The sequence below is a fragment of the Nitratiruptor sp. YY09-18 genome (assembly GCF_016593235.1).
Classification (GTDB): Bacteria; Campylobacterota; Campylobacteria; order Campylobacterales; family Nitratiruptoraceae; genus Nitratiruptor.
The window spans coordinates 1,613,137-1,633,968 of record NZ_AP023065.1; the positions used below are offsets into that span (position 1 = coordinate 1,613,137).

The window sequence follows — 20,832 nt, forward strand, 5'->3', positions numbered from 1 at the left end:
TGTTAACTCTCTTTTTTATTATATTCAAAATAAATATCACGTAAAAAATCAAAACCTCTGGCTCCATATAAGTTGCATATTCTATCTGCCAACTCTTTTTCTCCTGTCTCGTATAGTATTTTTATTGTTTCCTGAATATTCTCAACTTTATAATATAAATAATTATTATTTTCGAGCATTTCAATATAAAGTTCTCCTACTTTTTCCGGAGTTTTTGATACATGTTTCAATAAATACTCTGATAAAAATATAGTATTATGATATTTAAAAGAATATCTTATTGCAGGTTTTAACCATTCAAAAATTTCATCATCTATTTCATCAATTAGTACTAACCAGTTAATAAGATTTGAAATAACTTCTTGATTTTCAGAAGATTCCTTGTTTTCTATTGTTTTTTCAAAAATTGCTTTCCATAAAGGTTTTATTTTAGTTTTTATCTTATCATTAATATCTTCTCTCATCATCCAAAAGAAACTTACCATTGCTAAAAGTTGTTTTTTGTTTCCATTTTCAATCAACTGTGAAATTAAGCTTGTTTCATCATCTAAATTTTCCCAATTTTCTATATATCCTACTGCTATATGTTGGGCAAGCCTTTCAGTAATATGTTCATCTTTAAAGCTTGTTTTTATTGCTTTTAAATAGTGGTTGTTTTCTCTAAGTAAAAAATAAATATCCTTATAAATTTTTGAAGAATAAAATAAATAACCTGTAAAAGCAGCTTGCCAATGAGTTTCATTTTCTTTAGGGAAAATTTGATTAATATGATTAATCACCCACTTTTTATCAAGCCAGTAAAGATTGGCCAAATATCGTCCTAAAATTACTGAAAACTCAATAGAAAGGTCAATATTGCAGTTTAGCCTTTTGGTAAATTCTTCTTTTATGCTTTTAATCCATCTCCCTTCACTTTCTGTTTTATATAAGAGGGCGTATCTCAGAGAGTAATTTATCATGGCTGAAAATATTTTCCCTTTTGTTGAATTTAAAACCGATGTAACCACATCAAGCATATCAGGGACTTCAGATTCGGTTTTTTCTGCAAGAATTAATAATATTTTTTCTGCTTTTGGTAAAAGTTTAGGTTCAAAAGCATGTTTATCATCTTTAGTCCCTTCTTCAAGCAGTTCTGCTATTTGTGATATTATCCAATCCCTATAATTATTAAATTTATATTTTTCACTCCAAAAATCATCTGATGAAATTAAATAACTAATAAAATCAAATAATATATTCCAATTAATTGGCTTTTTTAAACTCCAAGCTTCTTTTAACCCCCATAATAATGAGTGTTGATAAATTCTTTGAATTTTAAGAAATGGTTTCATATTTGCAGTAAACTTTTCAGGTTTTTCTTTTACAGCATTTCTAAAAGAGTTAGCAATTCCTTCCATATCTATATTTTTCTTATCTTTAAAACTATCTAAATATTTTGCTATTTCTTCATTAGATTTATTAAGAAATTCTTCTATATCTCCTAAACTTTCATAACCCCATTTAGTTTCCGTCCAAAAATCAAAGCCAGGATGAACAAGTTTTACAGAATTTATAGAGTTGTATTTATTATAAAGCTCAACAATCTTAGAATCTCCTGAATCTAAAAGCGAATAAAGCCATTCTTTTTTCTGATATGCAAGAATTTTCTCTTTTTCTTGTTCATTATTTTTTATCCCTTCAGGTATATAATAATCTTTAGACTCAATCCATTCTATAATCTTTTCAATCTGTTCATCTGAAAAATCTTTTGCATGACTTTTAAATAGTTCAAATAGTTCATGTTTTATAGAAATTTCATCCAGAGGATTCTTATTATAATTCCACAATAGATGATTCAATTCTTCATAATGATGATTTATGGTATAAAAAGCAATTCTTTTGAATATAGGATGTTCTTCATTCAATAAATTTCTTATAACTTCTTTTATTTCTTGAGGTTTTGAAAGTTCAAACACATCTCTTACAAAATAAACTAACTGATTTTGATATTTATCAGGAAAACTTGTTTGTGGATGGTCTTCTATTGTTGGTATCCAGATAGAATTAAATTGTGTTTTATCCTCAGTTACTATTTCTTTAATTTTTTGGATAGCAATTCTAGCAGCCTCAAATCCACAGATTTTGGCTATTTGTGGCTTATAAATTTTTAAAGATTCATAAAGCCAATACTCATCCATTATTGAAATATAATCAAAAGAATCTTCTTTCCCCAAAATAGAGTCTGTTTTAATCTTCTTATAATCCAAAATGACCTTTAATAATTCTAAGATTAAATTTTTTGCTTTTTCTCCTTCATTTAGTAATTTAGGAAGTACGGTTTCTTTTATCTCAGATGAAACTAATGAACTATCCCATTTTGAATTTAAGGCTATTTTTACAAACTCTATATGTTTATTGCTTATCTTTTCAATTGGCAATGAAAAAATAATTTTTACCATTACCCAATCAGTTCTATAATTTTCAATCCTTTCTTCATTTTCATCTTTATAATCTATAATTTCCTGAATTATTTCTAATAATAAATTTGTTATTTCGTCCGAAGGGGTTTCTTTGTTCTTTTTAGCTACATTTTCTAAATATCCAAGAATATTCCAGTGAGGTATAGTAAAATAGCCTTTTTTATTTGGAACTTCTTGAGGTTTAGGATTATCTGCTGGATTAAAATATCCTTTTTCTTTTAATGGTCTTAACCATGGAAATGGGTTATTCGTTGAAGCGAGACATTTAAAAAAATAATTCCTTTGAGGCTCATCATTTTTTATAAGTTGAAAAACTTTATATTCCTCAGATTTTTTATAGCTATAAGCCAATTTTTTTAAATACTCATAAGTATCATATAAGTATCCAGAAACCTGATTAATTTCTTTATTCCAATTTTGTAAAACTTCATAAAGTTGTTCATATCCTTTTTCATCTTTTTCATAAGGTATAACCTCAATACCCATAGAATTATAATAATAACGTTCAAATGAAAGTATGTTCTCCTCGCCACGATAAAATGGAATAAGTATAAAATGTTTTAATTCTTTACGCTCTGAATATTTGTCGTATTTTGTTATTAAAAAATCAAGTAATTCAAATTCCGCTAATCCATATCCCAAAAACAATACTGTATATTCTTCAAAAATTTTTTCTAAAAACTTTTTAAAAGTTTTCTGATTATATCTCCTAATATAATCAGAAACTGTAAAGATAATAGAACTTCTACCTTTTTCTAAGCAGCCATGGATATGATAAAGTTTATTTCTATAAATATTTGAAGGTATAAATTCATTTTCTTTAAATACAATATTCATAGGTTCAAAATATTTATGAAAATGACTATCAATATTTGTTGTAATAAATAAAGCTCTTAATTTATATATTTCATCATAAATATTTTGTAAATTTAGACGGTCTGTATCAGCTTTAATAGCATTTTCAAGAGTTTCATAATAAATTTCTTCATTATTACTTTCTTTTAAAAGATGATAGCAAACAGTAATTATTTTTTTAGGATCTTTAAGCTGTTTTAAAGAGTCAGACTCTCTATAATTAATAAGTTTCTTTTCAAAACAAGTCTTAATAAAATTATACGCAAGTTCATCCCAACCTGAACTCCCTAAAAGCCTTGATACTCCAGCGCCAATAAAAACAGCTAATTTTTCATTATTAACTGCATCAATTATTTCTTGAGGAACTTTTGGAATAGGTAAAATTTTGTTGTAATTCATAATTTAACCCTTACTTCTCCACTCATAAGTTTTGGCAAAAGTGTATCTCTTAAATTTTCAAGGGTGCGGATTTGTCGAATGTTATTACTGATTTTATTAAATAGTTTTCTTAAGTATGGAATTTTAGATTTTAAATAAATTTTAGGTGGAATTATGAGTTCAGTTTCATTTATATCGTTTTTATTTATATGAGGCTGTGCACCACCTGTTTCATTTAATATAATTTCTCTTATTTTAAATTTAGCCCATAAATAAACAAATTCTTTACATAATCTTTCATTAGGAATAATACCAACTACTGATTGATTTGCACAAGAATCTATTTCAAGCAAACTAGTTTGGCCGAGTGTAGCACCTGTAATAGCAATAACAGTTGTACCTTTAGGCAAAAGTTTTGTATTTGATTTTTCTAAACCAAGTTTTGTAATGAATTTTGTTGGACTGTCAATTCGAAATCTATTGACTTCCCCTGAGTTTATCCAAGGGATATCCCCATCCCAATACTCTGGTTTTGATGTTGAAGGTGTACCTCCAAGGACTGTATGCAATTCTTTTCCGATTGTAGTTATCTCCCAACTATCATCTGCATCTTTTATAAACCATTTTCTAAAAAGCGTCTGTGCCATCTGCTCAAGCGTTTGATTTTGACGATGTAAAAGATCTATTTTATCATCAAAAGATGAAAGCACAGAAGCTATGGCTTTTTGCTCGGGAAGGGATGGAAGTGGAATGTCAACTTCTTTAATATTTTCTCTTTTAAGTTCTATTTGACCTGTTGACCCTTCGGCTATTTCTTCAAGTTCTTTTTCTCTTTTTCTCAAATTATAAAATACAAATTTTGGAAAAGCTTTTTTTGTATCTATTCTTAATATAGAAACATGACTATCTACCGTAGCTTTCATTGAGGTTTTATATATTGCAACTCTTCCTGCTGTTCCAACTCCAGTAGAATTTATTAATATATCATTTGTTTGTAATATTTTTTCAGATTGAAATTTTTTATTAATATCATGTAATCTCACTAATTTAAAATCAATATTTCCATTTCTTATACATTTTTGATTAATAACAGTAATTCCATTCTTTTCTACATATTTAGGAGTTATTCCTCTATTTATGTATAAAGCAACCTCCCCCAACTTAACCTTTTTCCATCCCTTAGGTAATTTTTCACTCATCATTCACCCTTTACCCTTCAAACGCTATAAAATTCATAATAAGCTTGATAAGCTGCTCTTTTTGCTCTGCTGGACTTGCTGCCACAAGATAGCATAGAGCGGTTAGGGTATTGCTATTAAATTTTTGAAAAAGTTCTTTTTTTGATAGGTTTTCATATAAAAATTTTAAAAAAAGCAAAGCTCCTATGCGTTTGTTTCCATCTACAAAGGGGTGATTTTTGATAATCAAATAGAGCAAGTTTGCAGCTTTTTCTTCAAATGAGGGATAAAGCTCCTCACCGCCAAAACTTTGATAAATGGTATTTAATGCACTTTCAAACAATCCTCTATCTCTTTCTATTCCAAAAATTTTTGATGCCTCGTTACGCTCAATAAGATACTTTTTAAGCTCTTTTATTGCTTCTTTTGCTTCTTGGTAGCCTATTTTTTTCCTATCTTTTCTTGCAATTTTTGCTTCTATTTTGCCTGTATCATACTCTTCTATCCATCTCCAAACCAAAGCATATTTTTCAATAATTTCAAGCATTCCTTTTGCTTCATTTGCACTAATTGAAGGGGTGTTAATATTTTCTTTTATAAATTTTATAGCGTTTTCTAACTCTTTTAATCTTTCTTCAGTAAGCTTTTTTTCATTAACTACATACCCTTTAATAAGATAATTTTTTAAAACATTTGTTGCCCATATTCTAAATTGTGTTGCTTTTTTGGAGTTTACCCGATAGCCAACGGCTATTATTACATCAAAATTATAAAGATTCATTTTTCTTTTTTTACCATCTGCGGCAACCTGTGCAATTTTTGCACAGGTTGAATTTTCGTCAAGTTCTCCACTTTTATAGATGTTTCTAATATGTTTTACAATAACCGTCCTATCAACATCAAATAATTCAGCAAGCCTATGTGCATCAAGCCATATTGTTTCTTCTCTTAATTGCACCTCAACCTTTTTATCACTATCTTCAAAAATAACTAATTGATTTTCCTCTTTCACCCTTCACCTTTAATATCTATCTTTGCCAGACTCTCAAGAATCTGTTTATTAAGTTTTTCTTCTTCAACAAGTTGGGCTAAAAACTCAGCTTTTAGTTTTGCAAACCTCTCTTCAAAATTAAAATCATCCTCTTCTTCAGGAAGTCCCACATATCGTCCCGGGGTTAAAACATAATCAAGCTCTTTTACCTCATCAATCGTCGCAGATTTACAAAACCCCTTTATATCTTCATACCTGCTATCCTCTTTTTGCCATGTATGGTAAGTATTTGCAATTTTTTTAATGTCTTCCTGTGTTAAAATCCTCTGTCTTCTATTTATAAGTTCTCCCATATCTCGTGCATCAATGAAGAGGATTTGTCCTTTTCTTGTAGTTTTGTTTTTTCTTAAAAACCACAAACATGCTGGAATTTGCGTATTTAAAAAGAGTTTTGCAGGTAGATTTACAATACAATCAACTATATCATCTTCTATCATATTTTTTCTAATCTCATACTCATCTTTTTGTTTGGTAGTCAAAGACCCTTTTGCTAAAACAAAACCAGCCTTTCCATGGGGTGCAAGGTGAAAGATAAAGTGTTGTATCCATGCATAGTTTGCATTCCCAGCTGGTGGTATGCCATACTTCCATCGTGCATCTTCACGTAATAGCTCTCCACTCCAATCACTATCGTTAAATGGGGGATTGGCTATGACAAAATCTGATTTTAAATCTTTATGAGCATCATTTAAAAAGGAGCCTTCCGGGTTCCATTTAACTTGTGAGCTATCAATCCCTCGAATAGCCAAATTCATCTTACAAAGCCGCCAGGTTGTCTGGTTGCTCTCTTGTCCATAGATTGAAATATCATTAATTTTTCCTTGATGCTCCTGTACAAACTTTTCAGACTGCACAAACATACCACCGCTTCCACAACATGGATCAAATACCCTTCCACGATATGGCTCAAGCATCTCAACCAAAAGCTCAACTACACTTCTTGGCGTATAAAACTGCCCACCTTTTTTCCCTTCAGCTAATGCAAACTCCCCTAAAAAGTACTCAAATACATGCCCTAAAATATCTGAAGTTTTTTCTTTGGCCGCGTGTATTGCAATATTGCTAAAAAGATCAATCAACCCTCCAAGAGCGATTGGATCAATATTTCCTCTTGCATACACTTTTGGCAAAACGCCTTTGAGAGATGGATTTTTCTTTTCTATTATTTCCATTGCATTATCAATAATTTTCCCAATTTCTGGATCTTTGGCTTTTGTTTTTAGATAATTCCATCGTGCCTCAGGCGGAATAAAAAAGACATTTTCAGCCCTGTATTCATCTATATCTTCCGGGTCTGCCCCTGCGTATTCTCCCTCACCCTTTTGAAGTTTTTCATAGAGATCTTCAAATGCTTCTGATATGTAGCGTAAAAAAATGAGTCCAAGCACCACATGTTTATACTCAGCTGCATCAATATTTTTTCTCAGTTTATCAGCAGCTTTCCATAAGCTTTGTTCAAAACTCTCTTTTTTCTTTGCCATTATAAAATTCCCTCCTCTTGTAAACTTACAAATCCCTCTTTGCTAAAAATGATATGATCTAACAGTTCAATTCCAAGTATCTTGCCACTTTGCTTTAATCTTTCAGTAATTAAAACATCTTCTTTACTCGGAGTTAGATTGTTTGATGGGTGATTATGAGCTACAATGATACTTGCACATCTATTTTCAATTGCTGGAGCAAAAACCTCTCTTGGATGTACCAGACTTTGATTTAACGTGCCAATAGTTATCACTCTTTTTTCACAAATTCTCTTTGCCCCATCAAGATAAAAGGCTATAAAATACTCTTGCTTTTTATCAAAATACTCTTTTAGCTCCTCATATACATCCTTTGGTGAAGTTATCGTTTTATGTTGTTTTAGTAAGTATCTTTTTGAAAGCTCTATAGCACTTACTATCTGAGCAGCTTTTGCAATGCCAAGTCCGTGAATTTGAAGAAGCCTTTCTATATCGATTCCATCAAAATCTTGTTGAAAAAGTTTGATAATTTCTCGTGAGAGCTTGATAACATCTTTTCCTTTTACACCACTTCCAAGCAAAATAGCTACCAATTCATAATCTTTAAGGGCTTTTACTCCTTTTTCTAAAAGTTTTTCTCTCGGTTTTTCAAACTTTTCAAGTTCACACATTTTTCTCATCATTCATCCAAACTATTTTATTTCTTATCATAGCAAATATTTTTTTATTAAGTTATTTTTAAGTATATACAGCTACAATACGTCAAGCCTTTAAGAGGCGTTGATTTACGATTCGATCCCCTTATCACCTCTACACTCCCAAAAAATCTTAGAAGTGACCTTTGATTGAATCGTCTGTGATTCGCTCATTGAAGGTTAATATTTTTACAAAAAGAGGCAAAATGACTTTTTCTGATTTCAATCTCAAATCCCAAATAATGAAAGCGATCGAGCAAGCTGGTTTTAAAGAGCCAAGTCCGATCCAAAAAGAGGCAATTCCTGTAATTCTTGTAGGCAAAGACATGGTGGGCCAGGCTCACACAGGTACTGGCAAAACGGCTGCATTTGCTCTGCCAATTCTTAATATGCTTGAGCTTGATGGCGAAGTAGAAGCGCTTGTGATTGTCCCTACACGCGAACTCGCAACGCAAGTAAGTGATGAAATCTTTCGCCTAGGCAAATATCTTGGTATCAAAACAGCAACCGTTTATGGAGGGAGCTCTTACTCTAGACAAATTAACCACATAGCCAATGCAGCTGTTGTGGTAGCGACGCCAGGTAGACTTTTGGATCTACTCAAAAGCGGTAAAATTGAGCTCAACCCAAAATTCGTCGTTCTTGATGAAGCTGATGAGATGCTTGATATGGGATTTTTGGATGATATCAAAGAGATTTTTACATATCTTCCCACAAATCGGCAAACACTGCTTTTTAGTGCTACAATGCCAAACGAGATCAAAGAGCTTGCTCGCCAGATCCTCCATTCGCCAGAGTTTATCTCAATTACCAAAAAAGAGGTAACCAATGCAAATATTAAGCAGTTTTACTACGTTGTAGATGAGCGAGAGCGCGATGAAGCACTTATACGTCTTATTGACTATAAAAATCCGCAAAAAGCGATCGTCTTTTGCCGTATGAAGGTTGAAGTTGACCGTCTTGCAGATTTTCTCAATGCCCAGGGGCTCAATGCAAGAGGTTTGCATGGTGATATGCAACAGCGCCAGCGTGAAGAGACAATCAGAGCATTCAAAAAGGGTGCTGCAGATATATTAATCGCAACAGATGTAGCAGCAAGAGGTCTAGATATTAGTGATGTAACACACGTCTTTAACTATCATATTCCGTTTGATCCAGAAAGCTATGTACATAGAATCGGCAGAACAGGGAGAGCTGGAAAAGAGGGAGTAGCTATAAGTCTTGTGACTCCGCACGAATTTAAGCAGCTCTTGCGTATCCAAAAAGCTGTTGGAAGCTCACTTATCAACAAAGAGATCCCTACTTCTACTGAAGTCAAAAACAAAAAAGCAAAATCGTTGATGGACCAGATCCTCTCCCAGGAAGTAAGCCCAGAAGCAGTAGAACTTGTCAATCTATTGGAAGCTGAAGTAGATCTCTCTACAGTAGCTATGAAACTAGCAAGCCTCGTTATTGCTCAAGATAAAGAGTATGGCAAAGAGAAAATTGGCAAGAGCCTCAAAGAGATCGAAAGACTCTTAGAAGATGCCAAAAGAGAACTCTCTCGTCCTCACCGCTCAAGAGGACGCAATACCAATCGCGGATTTCGCAATAATCGTCGAGGCCGTAGCTCCCACAGACGATAATTTGCTATAATAGTCCAACTTTACTCAAGGTTGGACTATGAGCAATAACTTCAAAAAAGATCTCATCAAACGTATTGAAGAGGTTAAAAAACCACGTATTAAAACCATAAAAGAACTTCTTATACAAATAGATAGACTCAAATCACAAATAGAAGCACAAAAACGAGCACTACGCTCTGATCTTGCACTTCTATTCAATGAAATTGAAAAAGAGGTAGAATCGTTTCCTCAAGAGCAAAAACAAGAGGCATTGCGCATCCTCCAAGAATGTAAGCTCAGTTCTCTCGAATTTCTCGGTATTTTGGCAGAAACTGTTGAGAGTGCCATACTCAATGCACTTGAAAATGGTGAAAATATTGAAGAGACTATCAAAGAAATCACAAAAGACCTTACATTTGAGACAATAAATATCAATGTAGATCCGCAGCATATCAAAAATACTAGCAAAACCATTCTGCAAGTTGCTGCAAATATCGCCGAAGCTAGTATCAATCATGCAGATGAAATCATAAGAGGTGCTATATATGGTACAAAGCAAGGAATCCACAAAAGCCTTGCAAAATTTAATGAAACAATTGAGTTTACCCCAGACGAGGCACGCACACTTATCATAGAAAACTATGAAACTATTATCCAAAATCTCCCGCATATTGATGAAATTTTTTATAAAACTATCGAAGAAGTAGCGCAAGAGAGTGAACCTGGAATCAAAGAGAAAATTTTACATATTGCTCAACAGCCAATCTATGATAAACTCCTTACAGAAGCGCAAAAGGCAGTTACATCCCTTAAAAAAAGTTTTGGTGAACTCCTCAAAGATGCACCATCGATAAAAATCAGTACTGATGAGGCAAAAAAACTTGGTCTACGAGCTTTTGAAATTGCGAAAGAAAAAATTCAGGAGTCAATCAATGCAATTAAAAAATAGCCTTTTCATCCTTCTCCTTCCTCTTTTTTTACTAGCACAGCAACCAAAAGAGAATGATGTAACACAAATGCAAGAGGCCTTGCAGCAATTTATGCTCTTCATGCAAAAGGCAACTGAGTCTCTCAAGGATCTCTCAACCACAAAACAAAAAGCGGTCCCAGAGGATGAGCATAGCTGGATGCTCTACTATAAAAAGCTCAAAAATGCTCATATCCCGCAAAAGCGCAACGATCTCTTGATCAAAACACAACTAGAATACAACTTCCTCACAGATAAATCTATTCCCTCTTCTACTATCTTGGTCACTGTACATAATGGTCGTGTGGAACTCTATGGCAAAGTAAACTCCAAAGAGACTGCTGACAAAGCCCTTGATATAGCCCTCCATACGCGGGGTGTCAAAGAAGTAGTCTCCTACCTCATCATCAAATTTCCAGCCAAATCTTTGATATAAAGCAACTAAAGTTGCTTTATATCACATCACTATAGTTTATAATAGCATCTAAAATAAAAAGGAGTTGCTATGCTAACTGAACTACGCGAGAAGATGCTTCTCAATACATTGGTATTTGAAACTCTAGGTGCACCTGAAAAGGAGCGAGAATTCAAGATAAAATCACTCAAAAAATGGGGCTTTGATCTGCTTTTTGGTAAAAAAAATGGTCAAGATTCTTACTTCGTAGCAGCTGAAGACAAACATAAAAGTGGTGATACATACGAGAGTGAGGGGAGTAGCTATGAAGTTACCGAAGTACTCAAAGAACTTCCCAAAAATAAAAAAATCTATGCGCATATCGAAATGATTGAAGGAAGAGCCTACCTTTGTGCTGACTTGCGTGAGGGTGATGAAAACATTGAAATATTACGTCTTCCTGCGGGTGAAATACTCCTCGCATATTTAAAAAAACATAAATTCATAAAAGTTATCGAAGCACTACATAACCTGGGAAGTGCTGCAAGCTTGGTCAAACATCATGGTGAAGAAGGAAAGCCTCTTCCTTTTGAAGAGTTACCACCAATACCACGTAGATTTTTGAGAGATGCAAAAAAGATAGAAAAGGAGATGGGATTTGGTCGTATTGCTCTTGCTTACTTTGGAGAAAACAAAGAAGGAAAGGCAAGATATTGGATGGGATGGATGGTACCAACTATCGCCCTATTTGACGAACATATTGCACAAAAAATAGATAAAACATTAGCGGAGTTTAAATAATGCTTGTAGCTTGGAATGCTATTGCGTATGAAAAGGGGGAGTTTTTACGTGATGAAAATGGTGCATATATCCCCCGCAATGAAATAGTTGAAGCTATAGAGAGTGCATTGGTTTTTTATTATATAAAAAAAGATAAAGCACTTGAAAATAGTGTTAAAAAACGTATCTTGGCAACTGATACAAAACCAAAACTCAAAAGTTTATCTAAAGATATTAAAGATCTCGTCTTCACCAAACATCCTTACCATATAGATATTCTCGAAAAAATCTACCTTCCAAAAGAGGGAATAAAAAAAGTATATGTAGAACGATTTGATTTTGTCAAAAAAGAGTTTGTAGAACGCTTTGAGACAGAGATTTTCAAAGGTACCATTGAAGATTTTTCAATAGATGGAATTGAAAAAATTAAAGCCGCACTTCTCTCATATGCAAGAGGCTTGGCAGAGCGCGAACATGAGCTTCTCAAAGATACCATCCTAGAGCCATTGATCATTGAGATTCAAAACCTCATCGCTAACGAATGGCAAAATACACTGCGTATAGGAGCATGGACAAAGACTCCCTACAAAGGTGATCTCCTCTTCTTTTGGCGTATTAAAGAAGTGAGAGAAAAATTTCTCAAAGAATTTAAAATCGATATCCGCCCCAAAGATACACTCTTTATACCAAAATTTAAAGAGTTTCTTGGATGGTGTGAGCTATCTTAGTCCCATGCACCAAGATTACAAATAATCTCTTGGTGCACTTTTCCGTTGCTTGCTACAATAATATCACCAAATTTGTATGGCTTGCCTAAATGATTTGTTACCTTCCCTCCAGCTTCTTGGACTAGTAGTATCCCAGCTGCCACATCCCATGGCTTGAGATTTACCTCATAAAATCCTGCAAATCTCCCACATGCTACATAGGCTAGATCGATAGCAGCACTCCCGAAGCGACGAATATCACGGGTAATTGGCAAGAGATTTGTCATAGACTTAATCACAAAGCGATAATCTCTCCCTCTTTGCGTCTTGGTATAGGGGAATCCTGTGGCTATGAGCGTATCGATGAGTTTGTCAGTCTGTGCAACTTCTATCTTTTGTCCATTCAGATATGCTCCATCACCTCTTTTTGCATAAAAAAACTCTTCTAGAATCGGATTGTAAACAATCCCTTCTTGAGGTTTTCCATCTTCCCATACAGCAACACTTATAGAAACAAAAGCAAGATGATGGACAAAATTTGTCGTCCCATCAATGGGATCAACGATGATAGCTTTGGATGGAATCTTGCCACTGAAGCTCTCTTCACCGACAAATGCATAGTCGCTATACTTTTTTGTAAACTGCTTGCGCAAAAACTCCTCAATTTTCACATCATATTCGGTGACAAGATCTACACTCGATTTTTTTTGTATATACTTTTTCGCCTCGTATCCTTGGCGCAAAATCTTTCCAGCCTCTTTTATAATATCTTTCATCATTAACCTTCTGTTAATTTTTGATTAATTTTTATCAAAGATTTTATTCTATCATTGTGTTGATAAAAAAGAGGAGGTAAAAATGAAGAAAATTATTGCAATCTCTGCACTTACTGCAATCATACTCAGTGCAGCGACAATACATTTCAACGAAGCATCAAGCAATATCAAACGTGTGATGCCAGGAGCTGGCGAAAATGTTGTTATATCATACTATGATGCGATCAAAGATGCCAAACAGAGCGTTGTCAATATCGCTACTAAAAAACGTATCAAAATGCCAGCGATGCAAGATATGCCATTTTTCAACGATCCATTCTTCAAGCAGTTCTTCGGACCAATGTTTCGCAACTCTATTCCACGCAGCAGAGTTGAAAGAAGCTTAGGAAGTGGTGTGATCATTAGCAGTGATGGCTATATCGTTACCAACAACCACGTCATTCGCAATGCTGATGAGATCACTGTAACACTGCCAGGTGATAGCAAAGAGTATAAGGCAAAAGTTGTAGGCAAAGATCCTCTCACCGACTTAGCAGTTATCAAGATAGACAAAACCGGTCTCAAAGCTATCAAAATAGCTGACTCATCAAAAATCAAACCAGGGGACTTGGTATTTGCTATAGGTAATCCTTTTGGAATCGGTGAGACAATCACACAAGGAATTGTGAGTGCTACAAACCGCGACAATGTAGGTATCAACACATACGAAAACTTCATCCAGACTGACGCGGCTATCAATCCAGGTAATAGTGGTGGAGCTCTTGTAGATAGCAGAGGTGCGTTGATTGGTATCAATAGTGCGATTATCACTCGCAGTGGCGGTAATAACGGTATCGGTTTTGCTATACCTGCAAATATGATGAAAGAAGTCGTGAAAAAACTGATCGAAAAAGGAAAGATTGAACGCGGCTATCTTGGAGTCATCATTGAAGATCTCAAAGGGGATCTCAAAGATGTATACAAGCACAAAGAGGGGGCAGTCATTGTTGATGTGACAAAAGACAGCGCTGCAGACAAAGCAGGTCTCAAAAGAGGTGATCTCATCATCGAAGTAGATGGCAAAAATATCGCAGATGCAACTGAGCTCAAGTCACTCATCGGATCGTATCCTCCGGGAAAAACTGTCACTATTACATATGAGAGAAACGGTAAAGTCCACACTGCAAAAGTAAAACTAAGTGAACGTCCAGAAGCGAGTGGAAGTGAGAATGTAGAAAAATTCAAAGGTCTTGAGGTTCAGACTCTCGATGATAAGATCCGCCGTATGTATAACATCCCGCAAGATGTAACAGGTGTATTTGTCACAAACGTCAAAGAGGATAGCGCAGCAGACAAAGCTGGCATCAAACCGGGTGATGTTATAATTGGCGTAGAAGATATGAACATCAAAAACGTAGAAGATCTCAAAAAAGCCTTTGAGAAATATAAAGGTCCCAAAAAGATCTTCATCAAACGACAAGGTATCCCACTAATAGTAGTTCTCAAATAATCTCCCTCCCTGAGGGGGACATAAAAGGATATTGATGAAAAAGGTGGTAATGATCGAAGATGATCTAGAGCTGGCTGAAATATTGAGCGAATATCTCAAGAAGTATGGCATTGAAGTGATAAACTATGATGATCCGTTTATTGCACTTTCGGCTTTGCATATAGAAAAAGATTTCGATGCCCTCATTCTCGATCTCACTCTTCCTGGAATGGATGGATTGGAGATTCTTAAAAAAATTCGTGAATTTAGCGATATTCCTGTTATCATCAGTAGCGCCAGGAGTGATCTGAGTGACAAGGTCATAGGCCTAGAACTTGGAGCAGATGACTATCTTCCAAAACCCTACGATCCAAAAGAGCTAGAAGCTAGACTCAAAGCGATTACAAGACGCCGTAGCAAACCACCAAAAGAGCCAGATCTCAAGGTCTACAAAAATAGACGAGAAATCCTCTTCAAAGGAAAGGCTTTGCATCTCACACCTGCTGAATATGAGGTACTTAGTTATCTCATCGAACATCCAAATCAACCAATCAACCGTGAAGAGTTACTTTATTCATGCGAAAACCTCAGTGAAAATGCTTCTGAAAAAACTATCGATGTGATAGTAAGCCGCATTCGCCACAAACTAGGAGAAGATCCCAAAAATCCACGCTATATTCAGTCTGTTCGCGGAATAGGATATAAATATATTCCATGAAAAAAACCTCGATATTTTTATGGATCACTCTCATCTTCCTGCTTGCCTTCATTGGCATCGGTGGGGCATATTTTCTCTCCATCAAGTATATTAGTACTGCTAACAAATATCAGACCCAAAGACGTCTAGAATTTATTGCACAATCACTTATATGGCAGCTTGGAAGCTATGTGCAAAAAGATCTTCTCTTTAAAAATCTCGAGCGCCTTGAGCTCTTACCAATTCTCTATCCCAAAGAGGCAGAAAAGATCCTCAAAAAAACAAAATTTATCAAACGGATTCGTTTTCCTATAGGCCAAGTTCTCATCCTCAAAGACAAAAATAATTACTACTTTTTAGTTCAAAGCTACGGTAATGTTTTGTTGCTGAAAGATATCTCCAAAAACCTTGCTACTCTCAAGCTCATCTATACTGCAATCTTTGGTCTTATGGTAGTCTTGCTTCTCATTATTTATCTCTTGATCATCTACAAGCTCCGCCCTCTCAAAAAAATTACAAAAGAGATAGAAAAATTTAGTAGCGGCAAGCTCGATCTTGATCTCAATATCCAAGGATTCAAAGAGATCAACGAAGTAGCGCAGGCTCTGCAAGATGCTTCTAACTCACTCAAAAATATCCAAAACTCGCGCAAACTCCTTTTGCGTAATATCATGCATGAGCTTAAAACCCCTATCACAAAAGGGCGCATCCAGGCTGAAATGGTAGAAGACCAAAAACAAAAAGAGCGTCTTGTGCATATATTTGAAAAACTCAACTCCCTCATCAATGAGCTTGCAGCTATCGAAGCGGTAAATGCCAAAATCAAACCAAACTATGAAAAGATCAAGGCAAGTGATCTCATCCAAGAAGCAGTCCACATCGGCATGTTTGATAAAAAAGATCTTGTTATCGATATAGAGGCAGATCCGACAATTGAAGGTGATTATAAACTCCTCGCCATTGCTCTCAAAAACCTCATAGATAACGCTATCAAATACTCAACCGATGGAAAAGCAAAGATAGTAGTAACACAGAGCTCTATACAGATACACAACAAGGCTCCAGCTCTCTCGCAAGATCTCTCCTACTATCTTGAGCCATTTAGCAAAGAGAATAAAAGAAGTGGTTTTGGGCTAGGACTCTATCTGGTAGATAATATTTTGCGCATGCACAACTTCAAGCTTTCTTATAAACATGAAGATGGAGAGAATATTTTCATAATTACTTTTACTCAATAAATCTGCTCTTTTGAAGAGTCTGCTCAAGTTTATCAAGTATCTGCCCTTGGGATTTGACAATTTTTGCTTTTGCTTCATCAAGCCGCATCCAGGCAGCTCTATCAATCTCTGGGATCTGCAGTTCTTTGCCATAATAAGTGATTGTAACTTTGTTAGAAGAGATATGCGTATCGAGATCTGTTTGCAAAGCATAGATATGCAGAATCTTATTGGATGTACGAAACTCTCCCAGATCTATAAAATCTCCATCAACTCTTTTGCCTGTCTCTTCATAAAACTCTCTCTTTGCAGCCTCTAAATCGCTCTCACTCTCTTGTACTTCTCCCTTGATTACACCCCAAGAGCGCTCTTTTTTGCTCCAAAAGGGTCCTCCAAAATGGCCAAGATATACTTCAATTGAACCATTTTTAATGCGAAAGGGAAGGATTCCAGCACTTCTTTTCATAAAGCTCCTTTATTAAACTATAAGCTGCGACATTCTACACTATCTCAAAAGGAGTGGTATGAACATCCAAAAGGTAATCAGCGGCTTTTTCTTTATCCTCGCTATGACGACAAACTTCGGCTTTTTTTATGGCGATCCTGCAAATTTAGAGTATCATAGCAAATATGAGCTCTTTGCTGCAATTGTTGTCAATCTCATCGCTACTATTCTCAAACTTGGTGACAAAACGCAACTAGGATCAGTACTCTTAGCCACAAGCCTCGTTGCAGATATCCAGCTCATCAGTGCAGCAAGTGTTTGGGCACTAGCACTCTATGGTCTAGGACATCTCAATCTTGAGGCCTCTGTGGCGATTGTATCAATGAGTGGAGGAGCACTTTTAGCAAATATTGTCTCTGTTCTTCTTTTTGTTGGTGATACTCTCAAATCTAAAAGGTAACCATGGAAAGTAATAGTGCTTGGATCATCATCCATCGGATGAGGATCCCCCTCCTCGTCATTATCATTACATTTGCTATCTCTATCCTTGGCATGACTCTCATTCCTGGTCGCGATGATCAGGGTAACGTCTACTATATGAACTTCTTTGATGCCTTCTACTTCGTAAGCTATATGGCTACAACGATCGGATTTGGCGAGGCTCCCTATACCTTTACCTACCCCCAAAGACTTTGGGTGAGCTTTTGTATTTATCTCACTGTTATTGGGTGGTTTTATGGTATAGGTAACATCATCGCTCTTATCCAAGATAAAAAATTAGCACGCGAGCTTGCAGTTGCACGCTTTCGCACAAAAATCAAGAAGCTTAGTGAGCCCTTTATTATAATCCTTGGTTACAACAATGTAACAAAAGAGATCATCCGACGCCTCAATTCTGAAGGTATACGGATCGTTGTAGTGGATAAGGATGAGAGTAAAATAGATGAGATAGAACTAGAAAACTTCATTCCAGAAGTTCCAGCAATCAGTGGAGATACCACAAAACCTGAAATCCTCAAAATTGCTGGAATTCACGAGAAAAACTGCCAAGCTGTTGTAGTGCTTTTTGAAGATGATATTAAAAATGCAAAAATAGCTCTCATGTGTAAACTTCTCAATAAAAAGATCGATATTATCGTCAAATCCACCACCAAAGACAATACCGAGCATTTGCGCAATATCGGTATACGCCATATTGAAGACCCTTTCAAGATCGTATCTGATCGCATCTACTTTCAGATTACTGCTCCATATATTTGGCTTTTGGAGATGTGGATATTTGGACATATTTTACGCATACGCAAAAGAGAGTTCTTGCCAAAGGGTAAATATATCATCTGCGGTGCTGGACGTATGGGAAAAGCTCTCGCCCACGCACTAGAGCGAGCAAATATAGAGTATGTCTTCATCGATATCAAATCGAGTGATTACAAAAAACGCAAGCAAAGTGCTATTTATGGAGATGCTGAAGATATCAGGATTTTGATGAAAGCTGGCATCCAAGATGCTAGCTGTATCATCGCTGCAACCAAAGATGATATGATAAACCTCACTATTCTCTCTACTGCCAAAAAACTTAACCCTTCCATTTATACAATTGCAAGAGAAAACACCCTCGAAGATATTAGCGTCTTCAAATCTGCTCGTATCGATCAGATCTATATTCTTGAGCGCGTGCTGGCAAAGTATACCTACAACTTCATAGCAAGACCTATGGCAAACCGCTTCATCCGCTATATCTACCACAAAGACAACAACTGGGCAATGCATGTGGTAGGCAAACTCAGTGCTACAATTGGTAAAAATCCTGATGTTTTTGAGATGACGATCACAGAAGAGAATGCCTATGCACTCTATCATGAGCTCAAAAAAGGAATGGCTATAAATCTGGAAATTCTACGCCGTTCTAGAACAGATTATCGCAAGAAGAATAGAATAGTCTTTTTGATGTATCACTATGAAGATGAGTATACCAAAGAGACGATCCTTATGCCTGATGATAATGTAGAGGTAAAACCTGGAGCCTCTTTGCTCATAGCCTGTGATGAAGAGTCACGCATAGATTTTGAATATATTATCAACAACTACTATGAGCTCTATTATGTTCTCACTGGTAAAGAGCAGCATATGGGAGTATTTAATCTTTTGGGAAGAGAAACAACAAGTATCCATAATGCAGCATAAAACTCTCAATATCAAAAGCTATGAGTGGTAGTCAGATATGACCAGCTAACAATTTCTGTTTTAGCGATTTTTGACAAAAAGCTTTTTTTCATAGCACTTATACTCTCACGTTAATACAATTTTAAAGGACTGCAATGGTACGCAAACATATAACAGAACAGACTGCTATTCTCATATCAGTTACTAAATGGATCATACTCTCCTCTATCGTAGGCATTATCATTGGTGCCATTGTGACACTATTTCTCAAAACTATTCACTATGCTGAACTCTACCAACACAAACTCCCTTTTCCCTATTACTATTTACTCCCTTTTGTACTCATACTTGTAATCTGGCTCATTAAAACTTTTGCCCCCAGTGCACAAGGGCACGGTACAGAAAAAGTCATAGAGGCAGTACACAAAAAACATGGCAAGATCGATCTCAAAGTAGTACCTATCAAACTCATTGCCACAGTCCTTACTATTTTTGCTGGCGGATCAGTAGGTAAAGAGGGACCTGCCGGTCAAATAGGCGCAGCCAGTGCTTCGGGACTCAGCGACCTTTTACGCTTTAGTGATAGCGATCGTAAAAAGATTGTAATCTGCGGTATTAGCGCTGGTTTTGCATCTGTTTTTGGTACGCCTATTGCCGGTGCTATTTTTGGTGTAGAAGTCCTTATCATTGGTGTTATTATGTATGATGTGCTTTTACCATCTTTTATTGCGGGTTTTGCTGCTTTTACTACTGCCCAATTTTTAGGCATTGAGTATACCTATTTTGACCTTCGCTACTACCAAAGTATCAATCTTGATCCTGTTTTGATAGCCAAAGTTGTAGCAGCTGGGCTCTTTTTTGGACTTATCTCTGATATTGTGGTAACGAGCATCAATCTCATGCATAAAGGAATTGAGAAGATACCTCTCAATATCTATATCAAAGCATTCCTCATAGGTCTTATATTAGCAGGTATTGGAACACTTTTTGGAGAGCAGTATCTTGGACTTGGTATGGGAACTATCAAAGATACCCTCAATCCAGATCCCTATTTCGCAAAAGATCTTCCATGGTATGCCTTTTTGCTCAAAACCTTTACTACAGGCCTTACACTTGCCGGTGGTGGAAGTGGTGGAGTGATTACGCCAATATTTTATATCGGAGCGACCAGTGGTCACGCATTTGGTAGCTGGTTTGATTATGAACATATTACTCTCTTTGCTGCTTTGGGCTTTGTAAGCGTACTCAGTGGTGCAACAAACGCACCGATAGCCGCAACGATTATGGCTGTAGAGCTTTTTGGACTAGAGATCGCTCACTACGCAGCCTTGAGTGCAGTCATCAGCTTCCTCGTCACAGGGCATAGGAGTATTTTCCCTTCACAGATTCTTGCGATGCGCAAAAGTGAAATTCTTGAAGTCAAAATCGGCGAAGAGATTGAAAAGGCAGAAGTAGACATGGACATTGACAATACCCGCTTCAAGCGTATCCGTCGCAGAATTTTGCGCAAAAAGGCAAAACTTGGCAGAAGAAAGTAG

18 protein-coding genes are annotated in these 20,832 nt (G+C 35.8%); 11 read left to right on the plus strand and 7 right to left on the minus strand.

What is annotated here, in order from left to right; translation table 11 throughout:
* Window positions 1–2 precede the first annotated feature (2 nt).
* Genes JG734_RS08635 through radC form a run of 5 tightly spaced genes read right to left on the minus strand, consistent with a single transcriptional unit; the run spans window position 3 to window position 8,061 of the window.
* Window positions 3–3,713, minus strand: coding sequence for an SIR2 family protein (locus tag JG734_RS08635; RefSeq protein ID WP_201332890.1), 3,711 nt, complete (start codon window positions 3,711–3,713; stop codon window positions 3–5).
* Entirely contained in the window at window positions 3,710–4,891 is a 1,182-nt protein-coding gene (locus JG734_RS08640; protein ID WP_201332891.1) for a restriction endonuclease subunit S, read from the minus strand. Before JG734_RS08640 ends, JG734_RS08635 begins: the two co-directional genes overlap by 4 nt.
* A 10-nt stretch (window positions 4,892–4,901) precedes the next feature.
* The gene (rhuM, locus tag JG734_RS08645) at window positions 4,902–5,882 is read right to left on the minus strand and encodes a virulence protein RhuM/Fic/DOC family protein (RefSeq protein ID WP_201332892.1); all 981 of its coding nucleotides are present in this window, start codon (window positions 5,880–5,882) and stop codon (window positions 4,902–4,904) included.
* Window positions 5,879–7,402 carry a class I SAM-dependent DNA methyltransferase gene (locus tag JG734_RS08650; protein ID WP_201332893.1) on the minus strand — a complete coding sequence of 508 codons (1,524 nt, stop codon included), beginning with the start codon at window positions 7,400–7,402 and terminating at the stop codon, window positions 5,879–5,881. Before JG734_RS08650 ends, rhuM begins: the two co-directional genes overlap by 4 nt.
* Window positions 7,402–8,061, minus strand: coding sequence for a DNA repair protein RadC (radC, locus tag JG734_RS08655; protein WP_236586881.1), 660 nt, complete (start codon window positions 8,059–8,061; stop codon window positions 7,402–7,404). The genes JG734_RS08650 and radC overlap by 1 nt, the downstream gene beginning before the upstream one ends.
* Before the next feature lie 221 nt (window positions 8,062–8,282).
* On the opposite strand from radC, the gene JG734_RS08660 reads away from it, so the two are divergent.
* From JG734_RS08660 to JG734_RS08680, 5 genes are all read left to right on the plus strand, one after another.
* The gene (locus JG734_RS08660) at window positions 8,283–9,701 is read left to right on the plus strand and encodes a DEAD/DEAH box helicase (protein ID WP_201332895.1); all 1,419 of its coding nucleotides are present in this window, start codon (window positions 8,283–8,285) and stop codon (window positions 9,699–9,701) included.
* Window positions 9,702–9,738: 37 nt separating this feature from the next.
* Complete coding sequence (locus JG734_RS08665) at window positions 9,739–10,629, plus strand: hypothetical protein (protein ID WP_201332896.1); 891 nt, start codon at window positions 9,739–9,741, stop codon at window positions 10,627–10,629.
* Complete coding sequence (locus JG734_RS08670) at window positions 10,613–11,083, plus strand: BON domain-containing protein (protein WP_201332897.1); 471 nt, start codon at window positions 10,613–10,615, stop codon at window positions 11,081–11,083. The genes JG734_RS08665 and JG734_RS08670 overlap by 17 nt, the downstream gene beginning before the upstream one ends.
* A gap of 69 nt (window positions 11,084–11,152) precedes the next feature.
* Entirely contained in the window at window positions 11,153–11,842 is a 690-nt protein-coding gene (locus JG734_RS08675) for a TIGR00703 family protein (protein ID WP_201332898.1), read from the plus strand.
* The gene (locus tag JG734_RS08680; protein WP_201332899.1) at window positions 11,842–12,549 is read left to right on the plus strand and encodes a hypothetical protein; all 708 of its coding nucleotides are present in this window, start codon (window positions 11,842–11,844) and stop codon (window positions 12,547–12,549) included. The genes JG734_RS08675 and JG734_RS08680 overlap by 1 nt, the downstream gene beginning before the upstream one ends.
* Here JG734_RS08680 and JG734_RS08685 read toward each other — a convergent pair.
* Window positions 12,546–13,304 carry an inositol monophosphatase family protein gene (locus tag JG734_RS08685; RefSeq protein WP_236586898.1) on the minus strand — a complete coding sequence of 253 codons (759 nt, stop codon included), beginning with the start codon at window positions 13,302–13,304 and terminating at the stop codon, window positions 12,546–12,548. The two genes, JG734_RS08680 and JG734_RS08685, sit on opposite strands and share 4 nt — an antisense overlap.
* Window positions 13,305–13,386: 82 nt before the next feature.
* On the opposite strand from JG734_RS08685, the gene JG734_RS08690 reads away from it, so the two are divergent.
* Genes JG734_RS08690 through JG734_RS08700 form a run of 3 tightly spaced genes read left to right on the plus strand, consistent with a single transcriptional unit; the run spans window position 13,387 to window position 16,707 of the window.
* Entirely contained in the window at window positions 13,387–14,793 is a 1,407-nt protein-coding gene (locus JG734_RS08690; RefSeq protein ID WP_201332900.1) for a DegQ family serine endoprotease, read from the plus strand.
* 34 nt (window positions 14,794–14,827) lie between these two features.
* Window positions 14,828–15,490 (plus strand): response regulator transcription factor, encoded by a 663-nt coding sequence (locus JG734_RS08695; protein ID WP_201332901.1) that lies wholly within the window; start codon window positions 14,828–14,830, stop codon window positions 15,488–15,490.
* On the plus strand, window positions 15,487–16,707 hold the full coding sequence (locus JG734_RS08700) for an ArsS family sensor histidine kinase (RefSeq protein ID WP_201332902.1): 1,221 nt from the start codon (window positions 15,487–15,489) through the stop codon (window positions 16,705–16,707). The genes JG734_RS08695 and JG734_RS08700 overlap by 4 nt, the downstream gene beginning before the upstream one ends.
* Here the strand turns inward: JG734_RS08700 and JG734_RS08705 are convergent.
* Window positions 16,697–17,152 (minus strand): NUDIX domain-containing protein, encoded by a 456-nt coding sequence (locus JG734_RS08705; protein WP_201332903.1) that lies wholly within the window; start codon window positions 17,150–17,152, stop codon window positions 16,697–16,699. The genes JG734_RS08700 and JG734_RS08705 overlap by 11 nt on opposite strands.
* 58 nt (window positions 17,153–17,210) lie before the next feature.
* Between JG734_RS08705 and JG734_RS08710 the strand changes: the two genes are divergently transcribed.
* From JG734_RS08710 to JG734_RS08720, 3 genes are all read left to right on the plus strand, one after another.
* A complete protein-coding gene (locus JG734_RS08710) occupies window positions 17,211–17,591 on the plus strand; it encodes a DUF6394 family protein (RefSeq protein WP_201332904.1) in 381 nt (126 codons plus the stop codon).
* A gap of 2 nt (window positions 17,592–17,593) precedes the next feature.
* Window positions 17,594–19,315, plus strand: a complete 1,722-nt coding sequence (locus JG734_RS08715) for a TrkA family potassium uptake protein (protein WP_201332905.1) — start codon at window positions 17,594–17,596, stop codon at window positions 19,313–19,315.
* A gap of 134 nt (window positions 19,316–19,449) precedes the next feature.
* Window positions 19,450–20,832, plus strand: a complete 1,383-nt coding sequence (locus JG734_RS08720) for a chloride channel protein (RefSeq protein ID WP_201332906.1) — start codon at window positions 19,450–19,452, stop codon at window positions 20,830–20,832.

Bases quoted from the DNA above. Each gene is read 5' to 3' on its own strand.
- JG734_RS08635 (WP_201332890.1), bottom strand. From the start codon at position 3,713: ATGAATTACAACAAAATTTTACCTATTCCAAAAGTTCCTCAAGAAATA.
- JG734_RS08640 (WP_201332891.1), bottom strand. From the start codon at position 4,891: ATGAGTGAAAAATTACCTAAGGGATGGAAAAAGGTTAAGTTGGGGGAG.
- JG734_RS08650 (WP_201332893.1), bottom strand. From the start codon at position 7,402: ATGGCAAAGAAAAAAGAGAGTTTTGAACAAAGCTTATGGAAAGCTGCT.
- radC (WP_236586881.1), bottom strand. From the start codon at position 8,061: ATGAGAAAAATGTGTGAACTTGAAAAGTTTGAAAAACCGAGAGAAAAA.
- JG734_RS08660 (WP_201332895.1), top strand. From the start codon at position 8,283: ATGACTTTTTCTGATTTCAATCTCAAATCCCAAATAATGAAAGCGATC.
- JG734_RS08665 (WP_201332896.1), top strand. From the start codon at position 9,739: ATGAGCAATAACTTCAAAAAAGATCTCATCAAACGTATTGAAGAGGTT.
- JG734_RS08670 (WP_201332897.1), top strand. From the start codon at position 10,613: ATGCAATTAAAAAATAGCCTTTTCATCCTTCTCCTTCCTCTTTTTTTA.
- JG734_RS08675 (WP_201332898.1), top strand. From the start codon at position 11,153: ATGCTAACTGAACTACGCGAGAAGATGCTTCTCAATACATTGGTATTT.
- JG734_RS08680 (WP_201332899.1), top strand. From the start codon at position 11,842: ATGCTTGTAGCTTGGAATGCTATTGCGTATGAAAAGGGGGAGTTTTTA.
- JG734_RS08685 (WP_236586898.1), bottom strand. From the start codon at position 13,304: ATGAAAGATATTATAAAAGAGGCTGGAAAGATTTTGCGCCAAGGATAC.
- JG734_RS08690 (WP_201332900.1), top strand. From the start codon at position 13,387: ATGAAGAAAATTATTGCAATCTCTGCACTTACTGCAATCATACTCAGT.
- JG734_RS08695 (WP_201332901.1), top strand. From the start codon at position 14,828: ATGAAAAAGGTGGTAATGATCGAAGATGATCTAGAGCTGGCTGAAATA.
- JG734_RS08700 (WP_201332902.1), top strand. From the start codon at position 15,487: ATGAAAAAAACCTCGATATTTTTATGGATCACTCTCATCTTCCTGCTT.
- JG734_RS08705 (WP_201332903.1), bottom strand. From the start codon at position 17,152: ATGAAAAGAAGTGCTGGAATCCTTCCCTTTCGCATTAAAAATGGTTCA.
- JG734_RS08710 (WP_201332904.1), top strand. From the start codon at position 17,211: ATGAACATCCAAAAGGTAATCAGCGGCTTTTTCTTTATCCTCGCTATG.
- JG734_RS08715 (WP_201332905.1), top strand. From the start codon at position 17,594: ATGGAAAGTAATAGTGCTTGGATCATCATCCATCGGATGAGGATCCCC.
- JG734_RS08720 (WP_201332906.1), top strand. From the start codon at position 19,450: ATGGTACGCAAACATATAACAGAACAGACTGCTATTCTCATATCAGTT.